The 25,127-nt window shown below is 38.2% G+C and carries 22 protein-coding genes and 1 tRNA gene; 8 read left to right on the top strand and 15 right to left on the bottom strand.

The features are described 5' to 3' along the window. Window positions 1-189: 189 nt before the first annotated feature. Window positions 190-426 carry a hypothetical protein gene (locus F0919_RS15590; protein ID WP_150033721.1) on the top strand — a complete coding sequence of 79 codons (237 nt, stop codon included), beginning with the start codon at window positions 190-192 and terminating at the stop codon, window positions 424-426. Between the two features lie 13 nt (window positions 427-439). Here the strand turns inward: F0919_RS15590 and F0919_RS15585 are convergent, their stop codons facing one another. Beyond that, window positions 440-820: a LytR/AlgR family response regulator transcription factor gene (locus tag F0919_RS15585; protein WP_150033720.1), complete on the bottom strand. Its 381-nt coding sequence runs from the start codon at window positions 818-820 to the stop codon at window positions 440-442. A 758-nt stretch (window positions 821-1,578) separates the two neighbouring features. Here F0919_RS15585 and F0919_RS18490 point away from each other — a divergent pair. Next, window positions 1,579-1,743: a DUF2721 domain-containing protein gene (locus F0919_RS18490; protein ID WP_190277410.1), complete on the top strand. Its 165-nt coding sequence runs from the start codon at window positions 1,579-1,581 to the stop codon at window positions 1,741-1,743. A gap of 132 nt (window positions 1,744-1,875) precedes the next feature. Here F0919_RS18490 and F0919_RS15580 read toward each other — a convergent pair. Continuing rightward, window positions 1,876-1,949: transfer RNA gene (locus tag F0919_RS15580), tRNA-Ile, on the bottom strand. A gap of 168 nt (window positions 1,950-2,117) precedes the next feature. Here F0919_RS15580 and F0919_RS15575 point away from each other — a divergent pair. Then, entirely contained in the window at window positions 2,118-3,176 is a 1,059-nt protein-coding gene (locus tag F0919_RS15575) for a class I fructose-bisphosphate aldolase (RefSeq protein ID WP_150033719.1), read from the top strand. A gap of 142 nt (window positions 3,177-3,318) precedes the next feature. Next, window positions 3,319-5,718, top strand: coding sequence for an outer membrane beta-barrel family protein (locus tag F0919_RS15570; RefSeq protein WP_150033718.1), 2,400 nt, complete (start codon window positions 3,319-3,321; stop codon window positions 5,716-5,718). 69 nt (window positions 5,719-5,787) lie between these two features. Here the strand turns inward: F0919_RS15570 and F0919_RS15565 are convergent, their stop codons facing one another. The 5 genes from F0919_RS15565 to F0919_RS18480 all read right to left on the bottom strand — a co-directional run bounded on the left by F0919_RS15565 (window position 5,788) and on the right by F0919_RS18480 (window position 9,964). Further along, the gene (locus F0919_RS15565) at window positions 5,788-6,375 is read right to left on the bottom strand and encodes a DUF3109 family protein (RefSeq protein ID WP_150033717.1); all 588 of its coding nucleotides are present in this window, start codon (window positions 6,373-6,375) and stop codon (window positions 5,788-5,790) included. 82 nt (window positions 6,376-6,457) lie between these two features. Continuing rightward, window positions 6,458-7,732: a phosphoribosylamine--glycine ligase gene (gene purD, locus F0919_RS15560; protein WP_150033716.1), complete on the bottom strand. Its 1,275-nt coding sequence runs from the start codon at window positions 7,730-7,732 to the stop codon at window positions 6,458-6,460. A gap of 303 nt (window positions 7,733-8,035) precedes the next feature. Then, window positions 8,036-8,185 (bottom strand): hypothetical protein, encoded by a 150-nt coding sequence (locus F0919_RS18485; protein ID WP_190277409.1) that lies wholly within the window; start codon window positions 8,183-8,185, stop codon window positions 8,036-8,038. 169 nt (window positions 8,186-8,354) lie between these two features. After that, the gene (locus F0919_RS15555) at window positions 8,355-9,545 is read right to left on the bottom strand and encodes a pyridoxal phosphate-dependent aminotransferase (protein WP_150033715.1); all 1,191 of its coding nucleotides are present in this window, start codon (window positions 9,543-9,545) and stop codon (window positions 8,355-8,357) included. Window positions 9,546-9,787: 242 nt separating this feature from the next. Next, window positions 9,788-9,964 carry a hypothetical protein gene (locus tag F0919_RS18480; RefSeq protein ID WP_190277432.1) on the bottom strand — a complete coding sequence of 59 codons (177 nt, stop codon included), beginning with the start codon at window positions 9,962-9,964 and terminating at the stop codon, window positions 9,788-9,790. Window positions 9,965-10,328: 364 nt separating this feature from the next. Between F0919_RS18480 and F0919_RS15550 the strand changes: the two genes are divergently transcribed. Continuing rightward, the gene (locus tag F0919_RS15550; protein ID WP_150033714.1) at window positions 10,329-11,843 is read left to right on the top strand and encodes a GAF domain-containing protein; all 1,515 of its coding nucleotides are present in this window, start codon (window positions 10,329-10,331) and stop codon (window positions 11,841-11,843) included. Window positions 11,844-11,846: 3 nt separating this feature from the next. Beyond that, window positions 11,847-16,319 (top strand): chemotaxis protein CheB, encoded by a 4,473-nt coding sequence (locus tag F0919_RS15545; protein WP_216629441.1) that lies wholly within the window; start codon window positions 11,847-11,849, stop codon window positions 16,317-16,319. Between the two features lie 31 nt (window positions 16,320-16,350). Here F0919_RS15545 and F0919_RS15540 read toward each other — a convergent pair whose 3' ends face one another. From F0919_RS15540 to F0919_RS15525, 4 genes are all read right to left on the bottom strand, one after another. Beyond that, entirely contained in the window at window positions 16,351-16,722 is a 372-nt protein-coding gene (locus tag F0919_RS15540) for a response regulator (protein ID WP_150033713.1), read from the bottom strand. A 34-nt stretch (window positions 16,723-16,756) separates the two neighbouring features. After that, window positions 16,757-17,332, bottom strand: a complete 576-nt coding sequence (locus F0919_RS15535; protein WP_150033712.1) for a biliverdin-producing heme oxygenase — start codon at window positions 17,330-17,332, stop codon at window positions 16,757-16,759. Between the two features lie 181 nt (window positions 17,333-17,513). Beyond that, on the bottom strand, window positions 17,514-19,055 hold the full coding sequence (locus tag F0919_RS15530; protein WP_150033711.1) for a YifB family Mg chelatase-like AAA ATPase: 1,542 nt from the start codon (window positions 19,053-19,055) through the stop codon (window positions 17,514-17,516). 178 nt (window positions 19,056-19,233) lie between these two features. Continuing rightward, complete coding sequence (locus F0919_RS15525; RefSeq protein WP_150033710.1) at window positions 19,234-19,590, bottom strand: helix-turn-helix domain-containing protein; 357 nt, start codon at window positions 19,588-19,590, stop codon at window positions 19,234-19,236. Between the two features lie 536 nt (window positions 19,591-20,126). Here F0919_RS15525 and paaE point away from each other — a divergent pair. Then, entirely contained in the window at window positions 20,127-21,224 is a 1,098-nt protein-coding gene (gene paaE / locus F0919_RS15520; RefSeq protein ID WP_150033709.1) for a 1,2-phenylacetyl-CoA epoxidase subunit PaaE, read from the top strand. A gap of 64 nt (window positions 21,225-21,288) precedes the next feature. On the opposite strand, the gene F0919_RS15515 is transcribed toward paaE, so the two are convergent. The 3 genes from F0919_RS15515 to F0919_RS15500 all read right to left on the bottom strand — a co-directional run bounded on the left by F0919_RS15515 (window position 21,289) and on the right by F0919_RS15500 (window position 23,928). Then, window positions 21,289-22,737 (bottom strand): vWA domain-containing protein, encoded by a 1,449-nt coding sequence (locus tag F0919_RS15515; RefSeq protein ID WP_235903524.1) that lies wholly within the window; start codon window positions 22,735-22,737, stop codon window positions 21,289-21,291. Window positions 22,738-22,998: 261 nt separating this feature from the next. After that, on the bottom strand, window positions 22,999-23,409 hold the full coding sequence (locus F0919_RS15505; protein ID WP_150033707.1) for a hypothetical protein: 411 nt from the start codon (window positions 23,407-23,409) through the stop codon (window positions 22,999-23,001). Between the two features lie 141 nt (window positions 23,410-23,550). Beyond that, window positions 23,551-23,928 (bottom strand): hypothetical protein, encoded by a 378-nt coding sequence (locus F0919_RS15500; protein WP_150033706.1) that lies wholly within the window; start codon window positions 23,926-23,928, stop codon window positions 23,551-23,553. Window positions 23,929-24,108: 180 nt separating this feature from the next. Between F0919_RS15500 and F0919_RS15495 the strand changes: the two genes are divergently transcribed. Then, a complete protein-coding gene (locus tag F0919_RS15495) occupies window positions 24,109-24,513 on the top strand; it encodes a single-stranded DNA-binding protein (protein ID WP_150033705.1) in 405 nt (134 codons plus the stop codon). 243 nt (window positions 24,514-24,756) lie between these two features. On the opposite strand, the gene F0919_RS15490 is transcribed toward F0919_RS15495, so the two are convergent. Further along, window positions 24,757-25,116: an anti-sigma factor gene (locus F0919_RS15490; protein WP_150033704.1), complete on the bottom strand. Its 360-nt coding sequence runs from the start codon at window positions 25,114-25,116 to the stop codon at window positions 24,757-24,759. Between the last annotated feature and the right edge of the window lie 11 nt (window positions 25,117-25,127).

Below are 25,127 nucleotides of genomic sequence, written 5' to 3'. Positions count from 1 at the left end.
GCTGTTAAATGGAAGAGAGAACCGAATGATATCAGTTTAAAGAAAGCTTATAGAGTATTCTTTGACTTAGCTTATTTTTATTTCTCTGGTTACATTTTTCGGAGTATGTTATTTAAATTCATACGAAGACATTTCTCAAATAAATTTATATTTATTTTTTGTATATTGTGGGGCTTGAAAATATTAATTATGAAAAAAAATATCCCGACCGAGTTAACGCATGAATGTTCATTGCAAAATTTTACTGTTTCAAGAGTTGAAGAAGAAGATGGACCTTACAAAACATATATTGTTACTATAGGAGAAGATAGTTTCACAGTAAGAAAAAGTGATGATCACATGTGGATAAGCGGAGATGCTGCAAAATTGCATGGCGATGATATATTAAACTCTATTGGATGCTATATCGACAATAATTCGATTTAAAAGCATCTCAACCCTACCGTCCAAGATTTTTTTTATTAGTCTTATTAAGATAATTAACCCAATTTCCTTTGTAACTCCTGCCTATAGGTATTTCATTATCCAAAACTGTCACTTCCTGAGATGTATAAGAGTTAATATAGTCCGTATTTATTGCAAAACCTTTATGGATTCTTATCAAGTTTAAATGAGAAGATTCTTTAAGAAAATTAACCAACGAAACCCTGAGCAGCCGTTTCCCATCTTTAAAATGAAGTGCGATATATTTGCCTTCTGTTTGAACAAATAACAGATTGGTTAAATCTAATTTCTCATAACGCACACCTGTCTTTATAAATAATTCCCTGTTATTCTCCAAATGTCTTGAAAAGCTTTTATTTGTAGTATCATTACTCATTTCCAGATGTATTAAGTGAGATAAGGTATGTTTCAAGAAACAATTACAGCTGAACTAATAAAAGAATGCTAAAATAACACTATGTTTACAAAAGAAATGTTATAAATATCACATAATTTAATTTATAAATTAAATTAAGACAGTGGGATTTACTTAACAATTCAATTAAACTATTACCAATGCTAATATGAATGAGATTATTAACAAATCTATATTCAATGCTAATTTCAAAATCAGGTATAAATACCTGATTTTACTAAGAACGTTTATTTGGTTTCTATGCAATCGGCAAATCAATACATGAGGCGAATGAGTACAATCGCATTGTGTATGCTGTCAGGAAACAATTAGGATTGAAGCGGCGTTTTGATTGTCATTTGTTTTTGAGAAAGGGCTCGTTATACAACGAGCCTAATTTTGTTATGTCTTTTCTTGATTTTTTCTATATTTACATATACCATCTGCATTGAATATTTAGCTAATCATTCCATGAACTCTTCAGATAAATTCAACAACGATGGTTTTAATGGCCTGCAAAAGCAAAAGATGTCATCATCAGACGAGACGTCAAACTTTTAAAAGGCCAAATGGATAGTAAGCCAAGAGTTATCCAGGAGTTTATAAACAAGATCATGCTAATCCCTGAGATAGATATTTATGTTGCATCATTGAACCGAGATGAATCAAATGACATTATTGGAGGCATAGTTAATAGCAAATTGAAAATATCAAGATAACAAACCAGTTAAAACAACAATATGGATAAGTTAACATTGGAACAACGCTTAGAACAATTATGGCAAATGTACGCCGAACAGGAAGAGGAATTAGGTGCACTTCAACAACAGCAGGACAGATTAAAAGAGAGGATGCGCCTGATAAAAATGGCTATAGAAGTTTTGAAAGAAGAGATACAAGGCTAGCAAACATATGTAGAAAATATCAGCTGATTATTGTTAAAGATTTTCGCTAAAAATATCAGGAGTTTATGGCGCGATTGTAGTGGGGAAAATAATGAAGCGTTTATGAAATTATCATAAACGCTTCATTATCAGTGCTCCCACTCGGGCTTGAACCAAGGACCCCCTGATTATGAGTCAGGTGCTCTAACCAACTGAGCTATAGGAGCAATCACTGTTGTGATTACCTTGAAAGGTGCGCAAAAGTAATGGTATTATTTGAAATAAAAAAAAGAATCGACTTGATTTATTTCGTTTTTTGTAAAAAAAATGTTTCTCTTTTATATTACCTTTGCCAACAATTTTTCACACGTTTAACTAAAGTTTTCTCCCTCGTTATGGCACATAACAAAATTGTAGAATTATTAGGTGCAGACGCTGAGTCTTTACTCACTCACCAATGCCAAACAATCAGCGCATCTTCTTTACATGCTCCATCTCCTAACCACGTAGATGAAGTATGGGCAGGTTCTAACCGTAATATCCAGACGCTTCGCAGCATCCAGACGCTTTTGGGTCATGGCCGTTTAGCTAATACAGGTTATGTTTCTATCCTTCCGGTAGATCAGGGTATCGAACATAGTGCAGGCGCTTCTTTCGCTCCAAATCCTATTTATTTCGATCCTGAGAATATTGTAAAACTGGCTATTGAAGGTGGCTGTAATGCTGTTGCTTCTACATATGGTGTACTGGGTTCTGTGGCTCGTAAATATGCGCATAAAATTCCTTTCATTGTAAAAATCAACCATAACGAGTTTATTTCTTACCCTAACCGTTTTGACCAGATCATGTTCGGCTCTATCAGAGACGCATGGAACATGGGCGCTACTGCGGTTGGCGCAACTATCTATTTCGGTTCTGAGGAAAGTCACCACCAAATCATTGAAACGGCTAAAGCTTTTGAATATGCACACGAGTTAGGTATGGCAACTGTTCTTTGGTGCTATATCCGTAACAATGCATTCAAGAAGGATGGCGTGGATTATCATACTTCTGCGGATCTTACTGCACAAGCAAACCATTTGGGTGTTACGATTCAGGCGGATATCATCAAACAAAAATTACCTACCAATAACGGTGGTTACAATGCCATCAATTTTGGTAAAACACATAAAGACGTTTACGGCAAATTGACTACGGACCATCCGATTGACCTGGCTCGTTATCAGGTAGCGAATTGCTATATGGGCCGTTCAGGTCTTATCAACTCCGGTGGTGAATCCAAAGGTGCTTCGGATTTGTCAGAAGCAGTTACTACAGCGGTTATCAACAAACGTGCAGGTGGTATGGGTCTTATCAGCGGACGTAAAGCATTCCAAAAACCAATGAATGAAGGTATTCAGTTATTGAATTCTATTCAGGATGTTTATTTAGACAGCGGTATTACTTTAGCATAAGCTTTTCTATATAAAATTGAAAGCGCCGGACGAATAGTCCGGTGCTTTTTTGTTGTGCAAAAATAAATCTCCTGTCATTTTCAAAAGCAATTTAGCAAATAAATACATTTGCAATTATTCTACACTCTCCTACCCTTTTTCCATGAATTTCCTGAAAGCAATTATCACCTGCATCTTCTCTGTTGCCTTTCTGCATTGCTTTTCACAGCAGATGATTCAAGGAAAAATAATTATTAAAGAGAAAGAAGACCTTTCTTTTGTAAACATATTATTGCGGAATGGAGCGGACAGTGCCATTATAAAATCAATAACGCCGGACACTTCAGGCAATTTCTATGTAACTATTTCTCATTATCAAACCGGTATGTTTATAGAGGTTGCTGCATTGGGTTATGCTGCTGAAATTTATCAGCTACAGCCACCGGCAAATGATACCTTCAATTGGAATATCAATTTAACTGTACAGGAACGGGAACTGGATGGTATAACTATCAACAGCAAAGCTCCTTTGATAGAACGCAAAGTTGATCGTGTCATCTTTAACGTTGCCAATAGCATTTCTTCCAACGGTTCTGATGTATTTGAACTATTAAAGAAAACACCCGGTGTACAGGTAAGCCATGAAGATATTGGTATGACGGGTAAAAGTACGGTGAGCATCATGATAGATAACAGACTGGTACAAACGGATGGCGAAGAGTTGGAAGCATTACTAAGAAGCATGCCTGCAATAGAGATTGATAAAATAGAAGTTATATCTGCACCGCCGGCCAAAAATGATGCGCAGGGCAATTCGGGCATTATCAATATCGTGACGAAAAAGAAAAGAAGAAACGGCTTTAACGGAACTGTTACAGGCAGTTATGAACAGCGGACAAAGGGCTCTGAACATATAGATGCTTCTTTTAATTACCGCAAGGACAAAATAAATGTTTACGGTAATTCAAGCATAAATAGAAACCGGTTTATTTCCTTACAGCAAACCAATACGTTTTATCCGGAACAACAGCAAAATCAGACGTTGAATCAGGATAACAGACCGCTGTACACTTATACGCAACTTGGGTTTGATTACAATCTGAAACCGAATGCCGTACTCGGATTCCGTTATACATTAGGGACGCTGGACGGAAAGACGGACGAAGATTATGATAATGAAGTATTGCACATCCCTTCTCTGGTTAAAGATTCCACTATACTTACCAATGCTTTTGCAACTGATAAAGGAAGACGGAATGTATTCAATCTGAACTATGAATGGAAGATAGACAGCAGTGGCAAAAAACTAACTGTTAATGCAGATTATTTTACAAGGAAAGGCGATAAAGGCAGGGCTTTCAAAACTTCCGATTTCTTTGCAGACGGTAACAGTACGGGCGTATCAAGCGACAATAAGACTTTTGGTACAATCAAAACAGCTATTACTACCGTAAGTGTGGATTATGAAATGCCAACTGTTTTTGCCATATTTTCTTTAGGTGCAAAAACTTCATTTGTACATAATAACAGCGACAATGTTTTTACTACGTTTCAAGGTATGGATTATATAGTTGACAACGACAAGACTAATACATTTGACTATAAAGAAAATACACAGGCAGCTTATATAAGTGCTCAAAGGTCTTTTGGAAAATGGGACTTGCAATTAGGGTTCAGAGGGGAATATACTCAAACAAAAGGGTATTCATTAAGCCTGTCACAAACCAATACGAATGATTATTTCAATATTTTTCCGACTGCTTATGTTCAATACAAATTCAGTGAAGTGCACAGTCTGAATTTTAATTATTCGAGAAGAATAGACAGGTCTTCTTTCTGGATTATGAATCCGTTCCGGATTTATTCAACAGAAACATCCTATGAGGAGGGAAATCCTTTTCTGCAACCTGCATTCAGTAATAATTTTGAGCTTGGCTATACCTATAAGTCGATCTTTACAATGACTTTGTTTTCACAGCATGTAACGAATCTGATAACACGGGTTTCCAATATAGACACGGTAAGTAATTCTTTTAATTTCGTATCTGCGAATGCAGGAACACAGACTCAGTATGGCGTTACAATGACGCTAAGCATACAACCGTTATCTTTCTGGGAAAACACAACACAGGTTTTCGGAACTTACAGCAAATTCAATTCCACGTTTTATAATGCGGATGTAAGCTACGTCAAACCTTCTTTTTCAATAGAAACCGACAACACTTTTACTTTGAATGCTTCTCAAACATTATCAGCGGAATTAGGGTTTTCTTTTACATCGGCGCAGCAGTCAGATTTTGATGTGCAACGACATTTCTGTAATCTGAGCGCGGGTATCAAAACATTTTTATTTCAGAAAAAGCTGATTGTTACGCTGGATGCCGAAGACATTCTGAAGACGGATATCTGGCAAATGAAAAACCTTTATAATGGTACTTTCCAGAATAGTTATTTTGATAACAGGTCTTTGCAACTTGCGCTGACATGGAAATTCGGCAACAGGAACATTCAGGCAAAAAGAAATCTCAATAAGAATAGTGATGAAATTAACAGGGCAAATTAATTATAATCTTCAAAAGCTTTAAGGATATTGAAACAAAATGGGTTGATATTTTCATATCAACCCATTTTGTTATTCTTCTTCTTTATTCAAATACATTTGTTGTGCAGTGGCATCCAGCGCTTCATAAAATTCCTCTCCGTATTTCCGAATCAATGGTTCTTTTAAAAACTGATAGACGGGAATCTGCAGTGATTTGCCCAATTTACAGGCAGGTTTGCAAAGTGTTTCGCGCGGTTCATAGTTCAATGCATCGAAGTTTTCGTATTCCGTAATTCTGATGGGGAATAAATGACAACTTATCGGTTTCTTAAAACTTATTTTGCCTTCGCGATATACCTGTTCTATTGCACATTTTACGATGCCTGAATCATCGTAATATCCATAAGTGCAAATGCCGCCATTCAAAGTTGGTGTTACCAAACCGTGTTCGTCATCAAAGGTATAGGCACCTTCTTCTTCCACATGGGCAATAGCTTGTGGTGTCATTAAATGTTTGAATTGCGGATATAAATCTTCAATCAAATCTGCTTCCTCCTGCGTGATGGGCGCACCGGTATCGCCATCTACGCAGCAGCCACCTTTACACTTATCAAGGTTACAAACGAATTGCTTTTCTACCACTTCGTCACTAATCAGTTTATTGTCTATTGCAATCATTGTTTTGAATTGTCAATGGTGAATTGTTAATGGTGAATTGTGAATACTCTATATTGATTGACTATTCACAATTCACTATTGACTAAATAAATTCAAATCCTATATCCCTTCTGAAATTTTTACCTTCAAAATCAATATGTGTAATGCTTTCGTAAGATTTAGCCAGTGCGTCTTTCAGGTCTTTTCCATAAGAGGTGACTGCTATTACGCGACCGCCATTTGAAACGATATCAGTGCCTTTACTGGCTGTGCCTGCGTGAAACAAAATGCTTTCGGTAACGTTTTCAAGCCCTGTCATTACTTTACCTTTTGCATAATCTCCTGGATATCCTTCAGAAACCAACATTACGGTACAAGCTGCTTTGGGGTTGTGTTTAACGGTTACTTCATTTAGTTTCTTATCATTCATTTTCAGAATTAAATCCACTAAATCATTTTCAAGCCTTGGCATTACAACTTCTGTTTCAGGGTCGCCCATGCGGCAGTTGTATTCAATTACATAAGGTTCACCGCCAACTTCTATCAAACCAAAAAAGATGATGCCCTGATAAATAATGGATTCTTTTTTCAGCCCTTCTACAGTTGGCTTTACAATGCGTTCCAATACTTTTTGCATGAAGCTATCATTTGCAAAAGGCACCGGAGATACAGCGCCCATGCCGCCTGTATTAGGCCCCTGGTCACCTTCTCCAATTCTTTTATAGTCTTTGGCTTCGGGCAAAATCACGAAATTGTCGCCATCGGTTAAACCAAAAACAGAAACTTCCAGACCGGTCAGGAATTGCTCTACTACGACTTTCTTACCTGCATCACCAAACTGTGATTCTTTAATCATGGAGGTAAATACTTCTTTTGCTTCTGCTACATCACTTGTGATAACTACTCCTTTCCCTGCTGCCAAACCATCTGCTTTCAATACAATGGGTGTTGTATGTTGTTCCAGATAAGCAAGGCCTTCTTCAAAATTACTTTCATCAAATTCCTGATAAGCGGCAGTCGGAATGCCATGTCTATGCATGAATTTCTTGGAGAATGCTTTGCTGCCTTCCAGTTGCGCTCCTTCTTTAGATGGGCCGGCAACAATGATGTGTTTTAAGTCTGCCTCGGATTTAAAGAAGTCATAGATACCTGCCACTAAACTATCTTCTCCACCCGGGAAAAGGATGTCAATTTTATTATCTAAACAAAAGGTTTTTATTGCTTCAAAATCCAGAATGGACATAGCAATATTGGTTCCGTAAGCGGATGTTCCTGCATTTCCGGGTGCAATAAAAAGTTGGGAACATTGCGGGCTTTGAGAAAGTTTCCATGCGATGGCACATTCACGTCCACCGGAACCTAATAGAAGTATATTCATTATTTATTTAAAGTAATTTGCTGAAAGAGGTGCAAAGATAAATAAATATTGCCGTGTAGGAAAACAGAACGTTCGGGTTAATGATGGGTTTTATAACACTAATTACATGTACTGTGTTATAGAGTTAATCCTTATAGGTTATAAAAACCTATAAGGATGTTCTACAGAAAACTTAAAATGATATCAAATCGGATTCTCTTATTTTAATGGGAAGTAGAACTTCATGTAAGAAAAAAGATTTGACAACTTTTAAAAAGTTGTCAAATCCCGTTAAAAAAATAGTAAGTCATTCAGTGATTATCGTTATTTCAATGCTTCCAACGCTGCCTTAATTCTCTTAACGCCTTCTTCCAATGTTTCCATGGAAGCAGCGAAAGAGAAGCGGATACAATTCGGCTCTCCAAATGCAGCACCGCTTACACCGATTACATGTGCTGTGTTTATAGAGAACATCCTTATAGGTTATAAACCTATAAGGATTCTACAGAAAACTTAAAATGATATCAAATCGGATTCTCTTATTTCAATGGGAAGTAGAACTTCATGTAAGAAAAAAGATTTGACAACTTTTAAAAGTTGTCAAATCCCGGCAAAAAACTATAAGTCGTTCAGTGATTATCGTTTATTTCAATGCTTCCAAAGCTACTTTAATTCTCTTAACGCCTTCTTCCAATGTTTCCATGGAAGCAGCGAAAGAGAAGCGGATACAATTCGGCTCTCCAAATGCAGCGCCGCTTACACCGATTACATGTGCTGTGTTCAATAAGTACATAGCCATATCATCGGCATTATTTACATTGGTTGTTCCGTCAGATTTTCCGAAATAGGCAGAGATGTCGGGGAATGCATAAAAGGCGCCGTCAGGATTGCTGATGCGTACATTGGGCAGAGCAGCCATAGCGGGAATGATATATTCTTTCCGTTGCTTGAATGCTGCAACCATATCCATAGATGGTGTTAAATCTGCTAAAAGTGCTGTGATAGCGGCTCTTTGAGCAATGGAATTTACACCCGATGTACTGGAACTTTGTAATTTTTCACAGGCTTTTACCAATTCAACGGGTGCGGCCATATAGCCCAATCTCCAGCCCGTCATGGCAAAGCCTTTGGCAAAACCGTTTACAACCACCACTCTGTCTTTCAATTCTGTGAATTGTGCAATGCTTTCGTGTTTGCCGATGTAATTGATATATTCATAAATTTCATCGCTGATAATTACAATATCGGGATGTTTTACAAATACTTCTGCAAGGGCTTTCAATTCTTCTTTGCTGTAAACAGTTCCTGTAGGATTGCAGGGGGAAGAGAATATAAACAATCTGGAACGTTCTGTTATAGCAGCTTCCAGTTGTTGTGGCGTAATTTTAAAATCGTTTTCTATGGCTCCGGCAACAAAAACATTGGCACCTTGATTCAGGCTTACAATAGAGGAATAGGTTACCCAATATGGCGTGGGGATAATGGCTTCGTCACCGGGATTGATGATGCTTGCGATTACATTGGCAAGCACTTGCTTTGCCCCGTTACTTACCATTATCTCTTCTGGTAAATAATCGAGGTTGTTATCTCTTTTTAATTTAGTGCAAATGGCTTGTCGTAATTCTGGGAAACCTGCTACGGGCGGATATTTGGTATAACCTTCATCCATTGCTTTGGTGGCAGCGTCACAAATGTGCTGTGGTGTTCTGAAGTCCGGTTCGCCAAGGCTCAGGTCTATGACGTTGATGCCTTTTGCTTTTAATTCACGGCCAAGCTTAGCCATTAATATTGTTTGTGGTTCAGATATGCGGTCGAGGCGCTTCGCTAATTGCATGTTTAATTTTTGCCGTAAAAAAATCTGTGCTTGTTTTGCGGGAACGAAGATAAGGAATTAGCCTATTAGATATAGGATTAGGAACTGAGATTTTGGAATAGAGGCCTGAGTTTCAATAATCTCAGATAAGAGAATAGCTTTTCTTTATAAATCAGATTTAAATTGAAAAGAAATGTTCCTTTTGCAATCTAACTAAAATGCCACATATAAAAAAAGCCGCTTTTATAAGCGGCTTTTAATCTTTATTTCTTTTTCGGAGCTGCGTGATGCTCTTTTTTATTATGCGTCACATGGCTTCCTTTGTCATCTTGTTCTTCACCTTCTCTGTGGTCAAGATTGTCGCGTACTTCGGGTCTTTTCTTTTGTGTTTCAGGATTCATGTTTTTAGCACGAACCTGAGGTCCTTTTGCACTTTTCATAACAAATTGTTTTAGTTAATAAAAATGTTTTGACGGAATGTGTTGCAGCATTCCACATCTATTTACAATCTGCTACCCGCAATGTTTTTAAATGATTTCTTAAAACACAAATATTAACAATCTGCGGTTACTCATTCCCGCCGTTTCAAATTCGTAATGACCGGCACTGCATATACCTGGAATGCGGCATCTTTAATTTCCAATAAGATTAAAATTTCAATGCAGTTTCGCACCTGCTTATTATATCTGATAGTTACTTAAGACGTTGATGACATTTAAAATTCATATACAAATGCTTATTGTAACTTTTCCTTAATTAAATTGTATATTATCTTAGCAACCCAAATACTAAATATCCGGTTTGATGGCTAAAAATTATGATTCAGAATTCTGCGGAAGTCTACCCCTTAATAATATTAATGTCATCCAATCTTATGGATTTCTTATTGTCATTGATAAAGAAAGTTTTAGAATCATTCAGATTAGCGATAATATAGGTACTTTTCTTAAGCAGAATCCCTCCGAACTAATCGGCACTTCATTGGAAGATATATTGGATATCAATCAATTAAAGGAACTCCAACATCGCTTTGATAATAAGTCTAAAGAAAAAATACCATTAACGTTTACCGTGTCCGGCGCCAAACTTCTTGCTTTTGCACATTTCAAGCCTGAGTATATTATACTTGAATTGGAAAAGCCTGATTTGGTTACGGAAAGATCTTTTACAAGTGTATATGAAGACGTTAAATACGTGATGACTGTCATAGAATCTGCCGAAACTATTGAAGAGGTAAGCAGGATTGCGGTAAAGGAATTAAAGAAACTTACCGGTTTTGACGGCGTAATGATGTATCGGTTTGACAGCGACTGGAATGGTACGGTCATTGCGCAGGATAAAAGTAATGACGCGCTGGAAGATTACATGGGGCATACATTTCCCGCCTCTGACATACCTAAACAGGCACGGGAACTTTACCTGAAGAATCCTTACCGCCTTATTCCGGAACGGGAGTACGAACCGGTGCGATTATATCCTGTAGTAAATTCAATGACGAATGCCTTTATTGACCTTTCGGATTGCAATTTAAGGGGTGTAGCTGCTGTTCATCTGGAGTATTTAAAAAACATGAATGTTCAGGCATCCATGTCAATCAGGGTCATTTATAACGGAACTTTATGGGGGCTGCTTGCCTTTCATCATGTAACACCACACTATCTTAACTTTGAACTTTGCTCCATTTGCGAACTTATTTCAACCGTCATTTCAAATCGCATAACACACATTCTTCACAAACAAAGATTCGATGTTGAAGCGGAATTACAACAATACCACAGCATGTTAATCTCCAGAATATATGCTGAAGACGATTTGTTGACAGGTTTGTTAAATTCCGAAAATGATGTATTACAAAACATGTTTAAAGCAAATGGTATTGCCATAATTTTTCGGGGCAAATATCAACTTTCGGGTGAAGTGCCTCAAAAGGATTTTTTAGAAAATATGGTGTTTTGGCTGCAAAGCAAAGAAATTGAAAATGTGTTTCACTCAGATCATTTATCTGATATTTTTGAAGAAGCTACTCCTTTCGGAGCAACCGCGAGTGGTGTATTGGTTATCCCGATTAATAAAGAGAAAGGAGAATATATTATTTGTTTCAGACCTGAGGTTATACAAACAATCAATTGGGGGGGGAATCCCAACAAGACTATAAACTTTGACCCTGATCGTAAAAAGTATCATCCCCGGGCATCTTTTAAAGTATGGCAGGAATTGATTCACCATACTTCATCTCCGTGGGATGCGTTGGAAATAAAGGCAGCTGAAAACCTGAGAACATTTATTTATGAATACACGACAAAACAAGCAGAATATTAACCTGTGCCTAAAACGAACCAATTAAATTTCCCTGAAGCAAGATCCCTTGACAGATTTATCGTAGCTATTGGCGCCTCTGCCGGTGGCCTGGAAGCTATTAATGAATTCTTCGATAATATGCCTGAGAATTCGGGATTGACGTTCATTGTCATACAACACCTTTCGCCGGATTATAAAAGCCTGTTAGTTGAATTGGTAGGTAAACATACCCATATGAAGGTTTTTGAAGCAACCAATGATATGATGCTTCAGCGAAATTGTGTTTACATCATACCCAACAAAAAGTTGATGACCATCAGGGGGCACAAATTGAAGCTTGTTGACAAAATAAAGGATAAGACTCCCAATACAGCTATCGATACGTTTTTAGTAAGCCTTGCACGAGACAAAAAGGAAAAGGCCATTGCAATTATACTTTCAGGCACGGGCACTGACGGCACCAAAGGAATTGAGGCAATAAAGGAGACAGGCGGCATGGTATTGGTACAGGAACCGGAAACCGCAAAGTTTGATGGCATGCCCAATAGCGCTATAACTTCAGGCAATGCAGATTTTATTCTGCCGCCGTCAAGAATGCATGAAGAACTTAATAATTTTATTTATCCCAATGTAGCTTCTTTTCTTGAAACAGAAAGTCTGGATGATGCATTACTTGAAGAGCTTTTTAAGCTTGTCAGTGAAAGCAGCGGACAGGATTTTAATCTTTATAAAACACCCACTATCACCCGTCGGATAGGAAGACGAATGGCTGCTGTGGGAATAGCTGTTTTTGATGATTATGTCAAATTTTTAAAAGAAAACCCGCAGGAGGTTAAGTTATTGGCCAAGGATTTCCTTATTGGTGTAACAAAATTTTTCAGGGATAAGCCTGCTTTTGATATTCTCGCTAAAGATATACTGCCTGAAATTATCAGAAAAAAGCAGGACGGAGATTTATTAAAAGTGTGGATATGCGCCTGCAGCACAGGTGAGGAAGCTTACTCGGTAGCCATATTGGTGAATGATTGCATCAATAAATCAGGAAAAAATCTTGAGGTGAAATTTTTTGCGACAGATGTGGATGATGCAAGTATCGAGATTGCATCAAAAAATAGCTATCCTCTTAGCATAGTTAAAGAAGTGCCTGCCGATCTGTTAAAAAAATATTTCATTAAAGAGCGTAAAGCGTATTCAATTATTCCATCTATCAGGAAACAGATTGTTTTCGCACGACATAATGTTATAAAGTCGCCGCCATTTATTAAAAATGACCTGGTAACCTGCCGTAACATGCTTATTTATATGAATAGCCTGTTGCAACAAAAAGTGATTGCGACACTACATTATTCCCTGAACAAGGGTGGCTATTTATTTTTAGGTTCAAGTGAAAATGCTACGAGCATTAAAGAAGGCGTTACGGAACTTAGCAATCGCTGGAAATTTTACCAGAAAACAGGAACGATCAATTACGGCCTTCATCAAACATATACTGCAGTTACACCCAGCCTTAAATTACCGGCAGAGAAGAAAATTACACCCAAAAGCAGCGAAAGCTTAAAGTCGTTAGATGATGAATTTCGTGAATTAATGATAGAAGAATTTGGATCGGTAGCCATATTCATTGATAAAAATTATGCTATTAAAGAAACTATCGGAAATTTTCATCAGTACCTTACTTTGCCGGAGAAAAAACTTGATCTCAATGTCCTTAACATGGTCAACCGGGAGGTCGCACTGCTCTTAAACACAACAATCCGGAAAGCCTGGAAAGAAAACAAAAAAATGACGCTCAACCGGATAAGGGTTAAAAGAGATGAGGAAGATATGTTTCTTCAGATTGTAGTTAAGCCACCCTCACCCCGCTCCCCACACGGACTGACACAGCTTATGTTTTGTGAGGCAAAAATTGATGGCGGGACCAAGGATATAACAAATATACCCATTACTGAAATTGAGCACGATCATGAGTATCTGATGGAATTGGAAGCCGAGCTAAACGAGACACGGACCAATTTACAGATGGCTATAGAGGAAATGGAAACAACTAATGAGGAGCTGCAATCAAGTAACGAGGAATTGCTTTCGGCCAATGAAGAGTTACAATCAGGTAACGAAGAACTTCAGTCATTAAATGAAGAATTGCACACTTTAAACACCGAGCACCAGGTAAAGATTAATGAACTGACGGAACTTAACGATGATCTCGATAATTATTTTAAAAGTACTGACATCGGACAAATTTTCATTGACTCAAGCCTGAGAATCAGAAAGTTTAATCCCGCTGCCGTAAAGATGGTTAATTTAATACCAAATGACGTCGGCCGCCCTATCAATCACATCTCCAGTAACATTGAATACGATAGTCTGATCAATGACATACACGCTGTTTTGTCAAATGAACAGGTGTTGGAAAAAGAAGTGAAGCTGAAAAACGGTTCTAATAATTTAATGCGCATCATGCCATTTGTCAGAAAGGACAAACAGCTGGATGGCGTAGTCATTACGTTCATCGATATTTCGTTGATAACAGAACTGAACAGTATTATCAGTGGTGTTTTCAATGCAAGTTCATCGGTGATACTTGCATTCAAAGTATTAAGGAATAATGCTTTTAAGATTATAGATTTTATTTGCACAGCTTATAACAGTACTGCTTTAGATCTTGTAAAAAAGACAGGGGATGATTTAAATTTACATCCCTCTATTAAGTCATTTGCTGACTTAATCGGCAACATAAGCATGGAGCAATTTATAAAGGTGGTAGAAAGCGGAAAACCACTGCAAACAGAATTGCAGACTGCGGATCAGTTGTGGTTTCAGGTAACAGCCGTAAAAATGGATGATGGATTTGTGATTAATCTTACAAATGTTACCGAACGTAAATCATCAGAGCAGAAATTGCGGAAAAATTACCATGAACTGATCACAGCCCGTGAGGGGCTCAAGACGCTCAATAACCAATTAGAAGACCGGGTTTTTGAACGCACGCAAAAATTGACTGAAAGCGAAGAACGTTTTAATCTGGTCTCAAAAGCTACCAATGATACGATATGGGATTGGAATCTGGTTACCAACACAATGTGGAGGAGCGATAATTTCACCATTATGTTTGGTTATGAATGCAACGAAGAAACTAACAGCGTCGAATTCTGGTTTAGCAAGATTCATCCCGATGACCGCAAAAGAGTTCAGGAAGGAGTATTTCATGCTATAAACAATAATAATAAGCAATGGTCTGCAGAATACCGTTTTTTAAAAGCAGACAATAATTATGCCTATATTCTGGATCGCGGAAGTATTTTGGAGGATGAGTTCAGAACACCTTATCGTTTAGTTGGATCAATCGTAGATATTACGCGTCAAAAAGAATCAGAAAACCGGCTTATTGAGTTATTACAAACTATAAAAAAACAGAAAGATGAGTTCTATAGCATTTTTGACAATGCGCCTGCTTTAATAACGATCCGACGCGGTCCGGAATTAGCATATGAGTTTGTAAACAAAGCATATCAAAAGTTTGACGGACAGGATAATCTGATTGGGAAGCCTTCTGCTGAAGTTGCGACTTTATTTGACAATGCGGAATTCCTGAAGACAGAAAATGATGTTTTTGAAACCGGCGTAACTTACGTAGGCAAAACCTATCATGTTACCAGGAAGGAAGGCAAGTCATCGACGCAGGTTGATCACTGGTTTGATATTATCATTGCACCTGTATATGATGATACGGGTAACATTGATGGCCTGGCATTGTTTGGCTTTGAAGTTACAGATCTTATACGTGCGCGCAAATCTGCAGAAGAACTGATGTATAAGAAGGACGAGTTTATGAGCATTGCAAGCCATGAGCTTAAAACACCTGTCACAAGCTTGAAGGGATCATTGCAGATACTGGAACGGTTAACCCAAAAAATGGACTTGAAAGATCCGTTGGTTACTTTTATTTTAAAGGCTGTAAAGCAAACCGATAAATTGACTGTTTTATTGAACGATTTATTAGATGTCACCAAAATCCAGGAAGGGAAAATGCTCCTTAATTATTCTGAATTTGATGCCAGGGGTATGATTCAGGAAAGTATTGACGAGGTAAGGGCGCAAAATCATAAACATGAACTGATACTAAATTGCAATGAGAAAAACATCATTATAAAGGCAGACAGAGCGCGTTTAGAACAAGTTATAAATAACTTTCTTACCAATGCAATAAAATACTCTCCTGATGCAGGTAAAGTTGAGATAACATGTTCCTTTAGCGAAAATTCGTTTCGTGTTGAGGTAAGGGATTTCGGGATTGGAATTCCGAAAAACAAAAAAGATTTCTTATTTGACCGTTTTTATCGTGTGCAGGAGTCCTCTACACATTTCGCCGGTTTGGGATTGGGATTATATATTTCCGCTGAAATAGTAAAACGCCACCACGGAGAGATAGGAGTTGAAAGCGTCCTTGGGGAAGGATCGACATTTTGGTTTTCCATACCTGTTAATGGCTCTAAATAATAGCGCAAAAAAATCAAGGTGGTTGCATGCACTAACTTTCAAGGCGATACCTGACGACTTTTTCAAGTGCATCGAGGTCGAATGGCTTGCTTAAATAAGCATCGGCTCCGGCTTCTTCTGCCAAATTTTTGATATTTCCACTTGCAGAAAAGAAAATAACAGGAATATGCATCAGGTGTTCGGAACTTTTTATCTTTTGAGTGGTGATTATTCCACCTTCATCGGGAATCCAGTTATCCATTAAAATTACGTCAGGCATTATACTTTCAACTTTTGCAATCGGGTCATTACAATCAGCGAAAGGATATACTTGCCAACCTTTTTCCATTAAGATATATTGACATACGGAAACAATGTCTTCATCGTCATCAAAAATTATTATTTTTCTTTCACTCGTATTCATATCTTACTATTTAGAACGCTTAACTATCAATAACCTATTTGATAAATTCATAGTGAATGTCGAACCATTCACTTAATTTTTGAAATGTTTCATTAGCGGCTGCAATTACAGTTTCATACGTTTCAATGTCACTGTTTTTATCAATAGCATTTTTGAAATTATCCCACATGCTGTTTGTGTTTTCTCCGTAGCCATTAAAAAATGATATTACACGGTCATCATCAATGCCTAATTGTTTGCCTAATATTTTTTTAATGATCTGTCCGCCAAGAGTTGAGCCTTCTATTACATATGTAGCACCCAAAGCTTGTGCATCGTTGGTTATTTCCGGCAGGTATTCTGCTTCTGCCAACGATGGAACAGGCGCGGATAAGGCTAAAAGGTCTGAAGCCAATTGGTCAGCTTTTCTTCGTTTGGCATAATCGGGCAATATGTCCGTATTTATATGCAATTTAATCAAGTGTTCCAACCCGCCAAAATAACTGTAGAACAACTGCAAAAGGCTGGCATAATCATTGGCGTCCCGCATCATACGAATGCTGTAAATCATCTTTTTTTCCAGTTGCTGATGATTCGTGGCTGTTTTGCTCTTTAATTCTTCCGATAACATAGTCGAATGCAAAGTTAGATGTTTGAATTGATAGATAATGTTCTTAAAGAACCCATAATCAAGGTTTAACAGATCTGGTTATGGTAACTTCAATACGAATACTTCCTCTACATTGGCTACGAGAAAAAGTTTATAGAGGCCCGGGTGTCTATCTGTTATTATCTGCAACCCCAAAGATTACTTATCCTGCCCACCCTTCCCTATCTAAGCTCCTGTATTGTATGGCTTCGGCAACATGTTCGGGTTTTATGACATCGGAAGCTGCTAAATCGGCAATGGTTCTTGATACTTTCAGTATCCTGTCGTAAGCTCTGGCACTGAGATTCAGCTTTTCCATAGCGGCTTTGAATAAAGCTGCTGAAGGTTGATCCAATACACAGATTTCCTTTAACAATTTACTGGTCATAATTGCATTACAATAAATACCTTCCTGGCCTTTAAACCGTTCGGCCTGAATATTCCGGGCTCTGATAACGCGTTCTCTGATCGCTGCACTGGGTTCGGAACTTTGGGTGGACGAAAGCTCGGAATAAGCCACGGGTGTAACTTCTACGTGTAAGTCTATCCTGTCCAGTAATGGGCCTGATACTTTATTGAGGTATCGCTGCACCATTTGTGCGGTACAGGTACAATCTTTTTCAGGATGATTGTAATAGCCGCAAGGACAGGGATTCATGGAGGAAATGAGCATAAAGCTGGCAGGAAAGTCAATGCTCAGTTTTGCCCTGGAAATGGTTACCCTGCGTTCTTCCATGGGTTGGCGCATGACTTCTAAAACGGTTCTTTTAAATTCGGGCAATTCGTCTAAAAATAAAACGCCGTTATGTGCCAATGAAATTTCGCCGGGTTGCGGATTGCCTCCGCCACCAACCAATGCGACATCTGAGACGGTATGGTGCGGGCTGCGGAAAGGACGTTGAGAAACCAATGCTGCGTGTGCGGGTAATTTTCCTGCTACGGAATGGATTTTAGTTGTTTCAAGCGCTTCGTGCAATGTAAGCGGCGGCAAAATGGTGGGAAGCCTTTTGGCGAGCATTGTTTTTCCTGCTCCGGGCGGGCCAATAAGTATAGCGTTATGCCCTCCTGCTGCGGCAATTTCCAAAGCGCGTTTTATATTTTCCTGTCCTTTTACATCGTTGAAGTCTAATTCAAAATGGCTTTGTGCGTTGAAGAATTCTGCTCTTGTATCTACTTTTATGGTTTGTATATCTGATACGCCATTGTATATATCAACAACTTGTCTCAAATGTTCTACCGGGTATACTTCGAGGCCGGAGACCATACCTGCTTCTCTTGCATTCTGTGCCGGTAATATCATTCCTTTGAAGCCTTCTCTTTTTGCCTGAATTGCCATCGGCAATACGCCTTTAAGGGGTTGCACATCGCCATTGAGGGAAAGTTCACCCATAACAATATAATCTTTGAAGAGATGCGCGGATATTTGTCCGGTAGAACCTAACATACCTATGGCGATTGGCAAATCGTAAGCAGAGCCTGCTTTTTTTAAATCGGCAGGGGCCATGTTGATAACGACTTTAGTGCGTGGCCGTTCAAATTTATTGTTTTTGAGGGAGGATAAAATACGCTCGATGCTTTCTTTAACGGCATTGTCGGGCAGACCAACGATTATATATCCTGTTGTGCCTGCCACGACATCGGCTTCTACGCTTATGGTTTGCGCTTCTACTCCTAAAACGGCACTTGCAAATACTTTTACCAACATAATGATTTATCATTTCCAATGTGCATAAAAATAGCAATTATGCATTAGATATCATTAAATAGTTTTAAGAATTGTTGTTGGTGAAAACATCAATAAACGGCGGAAAAATATTCTTCTAATGGCGCTATGACAGATGCGTTCGCAACGTCCCCTATGGGAAACGATGCGGGGACACCGCTCACCCTTTCATGTTTTCACGTTGCATAATAGTTTTTGTCACTTCCTTTAGTTTCTGGTATGGCATGGCGGCATAGGTATTTTGCCAATCATTGTCGCTTTCGGACTGACGGAGCTGTTGCAAGGGCAGATTGGGGGCATAGGCATCTTTGTTGTCAGGTGTCCACAATAAAAGGTCGTTGGGTTCACATAACAAAGCTTTGCAAAGTAGTTCAATATGGTCGAGCCGTAAAGACCTTGTCTCATTGTTTAAAATATTGGTGGCGGTATGTGGTGTAAAGCCTGATTTCACAAGAAATGTATAGGGTTTTTCAATGCCTCTTGCCTTAAAGATGGGGGACAGATGAAATGTAAGCATAGCGTGTTATTTTTTCTAAATGATTATAATAATGATTGAATTACGTGAAAGAAAAGATAAATATGTCAGTTCGATGCACTGTATTTTTATTTCAAAACAGAGAACTAAGTTTATAATTACGGAAGCACTTATTTAATATACAGCAATAATCGTGCCAAAATACGTGACACTTATTTAAGTACACGAAACACTTATAATAATACACGGGATTTTTATACAAGTACACGGGATGAATCTTACAATGCGGGGAACACTTATTTAATAACACGAAAGAATTCTTTCAAAACACGCAACACTTATTAAAGTGCACGAAATACTTATAATAATGCAGGGGATGATTTTTAAAATAGAGGGAATAAATGTGTTAAAACTGGAAACAAAATTTGTAAATGAGGGAATAATCGGGCAAATAGTCTCTGATCGGGGTTTGATAATAGTGAAATGATTTAACGTATTTGCTGAAAATGTACTGATTTTTAAGGCCGGATATAAAAAACAATGAAATTAGGCTTGCATTCTTTAATTTTGCGCGCAATATGTCGACAACTCATTTTCATTTATTAAAAGTAAAGGAAGTAACGCCTGAAACCATTGATTGTGTGTCGGTTACTTTTGATGTACCAGAATCACTGAAAGAGACTTTTAATTTTGCGCCGGGCCAATACCTGACTTTGCGCAAGACTATCGGTGGTACGGAGATTCGCCGTTCTTATTCTATTTGTGCTGCGCCTCATGATAATGAATTGCGTGTAGCGGTTAAGAAGGTGGATGAGGGAAAATTCAGTGGTTATGTAAATGGAGAATTGAAGGCGGGTGATGAAATAGAGGTGATGCCGCCGATGGGGAAATTCACGCCGAGGAATAAGGAAAAGACCGCCAGGAAATATCTTGCTTTTGCAGCGGGAAGCGGTATTACGCCTATTCTGGGTATTATGAAGTCGGTGTTGAAGCTGGAGCCTCAAAGCGAGTTTACTTTGGTGTATGGTAATAAAAATCGTGGTTCTATTATTTTCAAGGAGGCTTTGGAGGCTTTGAAGAATAAATATATGAACCGCCTGAGGGTGTATCATGTTTTTACGCGTGAGACTATGGATACACCTTTGTTCAACGGGAGAATCAACAAAGAAAAGGCGGCAGCTTTCAGTGAGACTTTGATTGATGCGGCTTCTATGGATGAAATATTTATCTGCGGGCCGGAGGATATGATTTTAGGTTTGCGTTCTTATTTTGTAGAGGACAGGAAGATGGATGCCCATAAAGTTCATTTTGAATTGTTTGCATCGCCTGACCAGCCTAAGGCTGTACATAAGGAATGGGTGGAAAAGCAACAAAAAATTGATCCGTCGAAGGTAAGCCAGGTAACTGTAAAGCTGGATGGCGCTGCCTTTGAGATGAACCTTGCTTATGGTGGTGAGAATATTCTTGACGCTGCGTTGATGAATGGGGCTGATTTGCCTTATGCGTGTAAAGGTGGTGTATGTGCTACCTGCAAGGCGAAACTGGTTTCAGGAGAGGTGGATATGGAGGTGAATTATGCTTTGGAAGCGGATGAATTAGCTGCGGGTTATATCCTTACTTGTCAGTCGCATCCGAGAACGGAAAGGGTTGTAGTGGATTTTGACGAGAAATTTTAAGGGAATTATTAAAATAAAAAATTGGCCGGCTTATAAAAGTAGGCCAATTTTTTATTTCAGGGGCTTACAATGATTTTGCTTTCTGTACAATGGTTTTAAATTCTGAAACAAAGTTGTGTTCATCATTCAGGTTTGTACTATTTAACCAGGCTGAAACGGCATCGTAGCTGCTATTGCCTTTGTATTGCGAATTGGTAAGGAGCATTGAAAAAGATGCAACGCCTGCAGTAAATTTCATAAAGTCAGAGGATTGGTCAAATGATTTACCCTGATCAAAAATGTCTAAGGACAGCGGAATGCTTTCATTGCTATCAGGCATTTTATACCTGAAATCTATCTTAAAGGTTTTTACGGATTTGAATTCGGTATTAGCTTTGGGGATAATTTCATAAAGCGCTGTAATGTTCTGGCCGGAGCCAATTTCACCGGCATCTTTCTTGTCATCTGTGAAATCTTCTTTGTTCAATGTCCTGTTTTCATAACCTATCAGCCTGTAGGATTCCACATTTTCAGGGTTAAATTCGACTTGTACTTTTACATCTTTGGCTACCGTAAAGAACTTATTATAGTCGTAGATGAACACTTTTCTTAATTGTTCCAGGTTGTCAATATATTCATAGGTGCCATTGCCATTATCGGCTATCTGCTCTAATGCAGCATCGTTGAGGTTACCTCTGCCAACTCCCAATACTGTTATAAAAATACCCATGTCTCTTTTTTCTTCAATCAATTTCACCAATTCCTCCTGACTGGAAGGCCCAACATTGAAGTCACCGTCTGTGCCTAAGATTATTCTGTTGTTTCCACCTTCGATGAAGTTAGCCTGGGCAATTTCGTATGCGGTAGTAATACCTTTTGCTCCGGCGGTACTTCCTCCGGCGCCTAATTTATCAATTGCTTTCCTGATCTTGTCTTTCTCTGCTCCGGATGTTGATTCCAAAACCACACCTGCATCTCCGGCATATGTTACGATTGCAACCTTGTCTTCAGGAGACATTTCATTTACAAAATATTTAAAGCCATTTTTCAAAAGCTCCAGTTTATCTTCACTTGCCATCGAACCGGAAACGTCTATCAGAAAGACAAAGTTGGAATTGGGTAGCTGAGCTTTAGGAATTGATTTTCCTTTAAGACCGATTCTTATCAGCTTGTGCGCATCATTCCAGGGGCATTGGCTTACTTCGCCGTTTATTGAAACAGGATGGGATGGATTGTCAAAGGTATAGTCGAGTTGAAAATAATTAATCAGTTCTTCTGTTCTTACGGCACCTTTTGGCGGCAGCTGATTTTCCTTCATCAGAAACCTGCGTATATTCGAGTAGGATGCACCATCGGCATCAATGGAGAAAGTGGAAACGGGCTTTTCTGAGACATTGATAAAAGGGCTTTCTTCGGTTTCGGAATAGGTATCTCCGGAAAGAGCTACATCGCCTGAGCCCAGGCCTGCTTCATATTTAGTGCAGGAAGCAAAAAAAGTGAATACGGTTACGGCAATTAAACTGAGTTTGTTCATGAATATCATTTTCAGATGAGTAATAGGATTTCGATTTATAATTAAAGTGCAATGCATGCTTATCGAAAGACGAAAAACTCATAAGAAAGATTTGGATGGGTATTTAAAATTGTAATATGGTTTACAACTCTGCTTTCCTTTTCACTACTAAAATCCATTCGCTGCCATCCAGTGGTAAATAACCAAATTCATAGTTGAAAAAGTAAACCTGACCTTTCTGATTTTGATATTGATGGGTGTGATATTTGAAATTGAAGCCTATTACAGGACATGTGTTGTATCTCTTACTACTTTGCCAAATAAGGTAGGATGATTATTCTTAACCGCTTCTATATATTTAGGATTTACCATTACTTTTTTATAATCACCAATTGAATAACTATGAATGGCTGTGTCATTTGCAGCATCATGTATAAGGTTGATAGTAGTTGAATCTTTAATTGATTCTATAGCATATTGGCTAACCGCTTTGGCAATATGTTCAGGATCTACAAAGTAAAATTTTGTATCACCATCATTTCTATTAAAGTCAGGTTCATCTGCATAAAGTACATTAACAGTATCTCCATCAATCAGAGATACGACTATTACTTGATTATAATAATCCCTGTTTTCAGTATATTCTTTGCTTGGACCTACAAACAGGACTTTTACAGGTTCGAAATTTCCCAAAGCATTCTCTCTTATTTTATACTCTGATATTTTTAAATAATGAGATGATCTGTTACAACCTGATAAATACAAAAGACAAAGTGTGACAAAAACTATTTTTCTCTTCATAGGATTAGTTTAAAATAAAGATATGCTTACCACTTACAATTCTGCTTTCCTTTTCACTACTAAAATCCATTCGCTGCCATCCAGTAGTAAATAGCCAAATTCATAGTTGAAAAAGTAAACCTGCCCTTTCTGATTTTGATATTGATGAGTGTGATATTTGAAATTGAAGCCTGATAAAGCGAGCTTTTCTTTCAGGACTTTCTTCATTTCTTCTCCTTCAGGAATTAATTCTTCTAACAGTCTCCTGTTTTTCCGCAAGATGTTATTGACGTTCCTGACGAAATTATTCTGGTCGCTGTTTTGCTGATTATTATAAGAATTACGGCAATAATCATCACAGAATTTCTTGTCCAGCCTTCCTTTCAGCGCTTTTCCACAAGCGAGGCAGACTCTTGGTGTTGCTGTTTCCATGCTTTAAATATACGAATTATCCGATAACAAACGGGTACAAATAGTTACATCCGCTCATAAATGGGTAAAAACCGACTAAGCTTTACGGTCGATAGCATCTTTGCATCAGGAATCAGGAAATACAAAATTTGGTTTCCGGTACAGAAAATCACAATTTATCATTTTTTAAATTTTAGTATTATGAGCACATTAAGAAATCGAGTTCAATTGATTGGACACCTGGGCGCAGAGCCGGAAATGAAAACACTGGAAAGCGGCGCAAGGGTTGCACGCATTAATTTAGCTACCAACGAAAGTTATAAACTTCAAAATGGCGAATGGAAGGAAGAAACGATGTGGCATACGGTCATAGGCTGGAACCAACTTGCGGAAAGAATGCAACAACAATTAAACAAAGGAAGCTTTGTGATGATTGAGGGAAAGTTAGTCAACAGGTCTTATACGGATGCTGCAGGTGTTAAGAAATACTTTACGGAGGTAAGGGCTGTAAGTATGATGAAACTGGATAAGAAGACTTCAGAATCAAGCCAGCAGATTCAGGATGATATACAGGAAGAAGTGCATGATGACGGGTTGCCGTTTTGAGATGTTAGATATTAGACTTTAGATGTTTGACAGGATTGTATTCTATATCTGATATGATTTCATCCTATCCTGTCCTCTTTCGTCCTTTCAGGTTAAGCCCTGAAAGGGCGAAAGATAATAACGATGGGTAAAACCCATCGTTATGCAATAATCATTAATTTCTGTTTATAGGATTGAATCCAATTAGCCCTGAAAGGGCGAAAGATAATAGCGATGGGTAAAACCCATCGTTACAAAATTTACCTATTGCTCCATCAACTTTATTACCCACCATGCCATCAATACCAGACCCAATACAATCAAAACATACAACCATCCCCAATGTTCCGTCAATCTGGTTCTTGATTTCCTGTGCGCCTTTCTGTTTTTGATTTGCCTTCTGAGTTGTTGATTTATTTGTGCGGCAATTTGCTTTAGCTGTTCTTTATCTTTTATCTCTGCCAAACCTTCAACTGCATCATTCAAAAAAGGATCTGATTCTAAAACTTCCTCCAACCTATGCTGCTCTTCGGAAGACAAACGACCTTCCAGATAAGCAAGCAATTGATTTTCATCAATCGCTATACTTTCATCTGCATTCCATATTTTGTTGGTCCGATTCAATTTCTAATGTT

This window comes from Taibaiella lutea (assembly GCF_008629695.1).
Classification (GTDB): domain Bacteria; phylum Bacteroidota; class Bacteroidia; order Chitinophagales; family Chitinophagaceae; genus Taibaiella; species Taibaiella lutea.
The sequence above is the reverse complement of the archived record's forward strand: the minus strand, read 5'-3'. Positions and strand labels throughout refer to the sequence as shown.

Excerpts from the sequence above, each read along its gene's own strand:
- F0919_RS18485 (WP_190277409.1), bottom strand. The coding sequence starts at position 8,185 with ATGTTCTCTATAAACACAGCACATGTAATCGGTGTAAGCGGTGCTGCA.
- F0919_RS15590 (WP_150033721.1), top strand. The coding sequence starts at position 190 with ATGAAAAAAAATATCCCGACCGAGTTAACGCATGAATGTTCATTGCAA.
- F0919_RS15575 (WP_150033719.1), top strand. The coding sequence starts at position 2,118 with ATGGCACATAACAAAATTGTAGAATTATTAGGTGCAGACGCTGAGTCT.
- F0919_RS15495 (WP_150033705.1), top strand. The coding sequence starts at position 24,109 with ATGAGCACATTAAGAAATCGAGTTCAATTGATTGGACACCTGGGCGCA.
- F0919_RS15535 (WP_150033712.1), bottom strand. The coding sequence starts at position 17,332 with ATGTTATCGGAAGAATTAAAGAGCAAAACAGCCACGAATCATCAGCAA.
- F0919_RS15585 (WP_150033720.1), bottom strand. The coding sequence starts at position 820 with ATGAGTAATGATACTACAAATAAAAGCTTTTCAAGACATTTGGAGAAT.
- F0919_RS18490 (WP_190277410.1), top strand. The coding sequence starts at position 1,579 with ATGGATAAGTTAACATTGGAACAACGCTTAGAACAATTATGGCAAATG.
- F0919_RS15540 (WP_150033713.1), bottom strand. The coding sequence starts at position 16,722 with ATGAATACGAGTGAAAGAAAAATAATAATTTTTGATGACGATGAAGAC.
- F0919_RS15515 (WP_235903524.1), bottom strand. The coding sequence starts at position 22,737 with ATGAACAAACTCAGTTTAATTGCCGTAACCGTATTCACTTTTTTTGCT.
- F0919_RS15550 (WP_150033714.1), top strand. The coding sequence starts at position 10,329 with ATGGCTAAAAATTATGATTCAGAATTCTGCGGAAGTCTACCCCTTAAT.
- purD (WP_150033716.1), bottom strand. The coding sequence starts at position 7,732 with ATGAATATACTTCTATTAGGTTCCGGTGGACGTGAATGTGCCATCGCA.
- F0919_RS15530 (WP_150033711.1), bottom strand. The coding sequence starts at position 19,055 with ATGTTGGTAAAAGTATTTGCAAGTGCCGTTTTAGGAGTAGAAGCGCAA.
- paaE (WP_150033709.1), top strand. The coding sequence starts at position 20,127 with ATGTCGACAACTCATTTTCATTTATTAAAAGTAAAGGAAGTAACGCCT.
- F0919_RS15525 (WP_150033710.1), bottom strand. The coding sequence starts at position 19,590 with ATGCTTACATTTCATCTGTCCCCCATCTTTAAGGCAAGAGGCATTGAA.
- F0919_RS15555 (WP_150033715.1), bottom strand. The coding sequence starts at position 9,545 with ATGCAATTAGCGAAGCGCCTCGACCGCATATCTGAACCACAAACAATA.
- F0919_RS18480 (WP_190277432.1), bottom strand. The coding sequence starts at position 9,964 with ATGAAAAGTGCAAAAGGACCTCAGGTTCGTGCTAAAAACATGAATCCT.
- F0919_RS15500 (WP_150033706.1), bottom strand. The coding sequence starts at position 23,928 with ATGGAAACAGCAACACCAAGAGTCTGCCTCGCTTGTGGAAAAGCGCTG.
- F0919_RS15565 (WP_150033717.1), bottom strand. The coding sequence starts at position 6,375 with ATGATTGCAATAGACAATAAACTGATTAGTGACGAAGTGGTAGAAAAG.
- F0919_RS15570 (WP_150033718.1), top strand. The coding sequence starts at position 3,319 with ATGAATTTCCTGAAAGCAATTATCACCTGCATCTTCTCTGTTGCCTTT.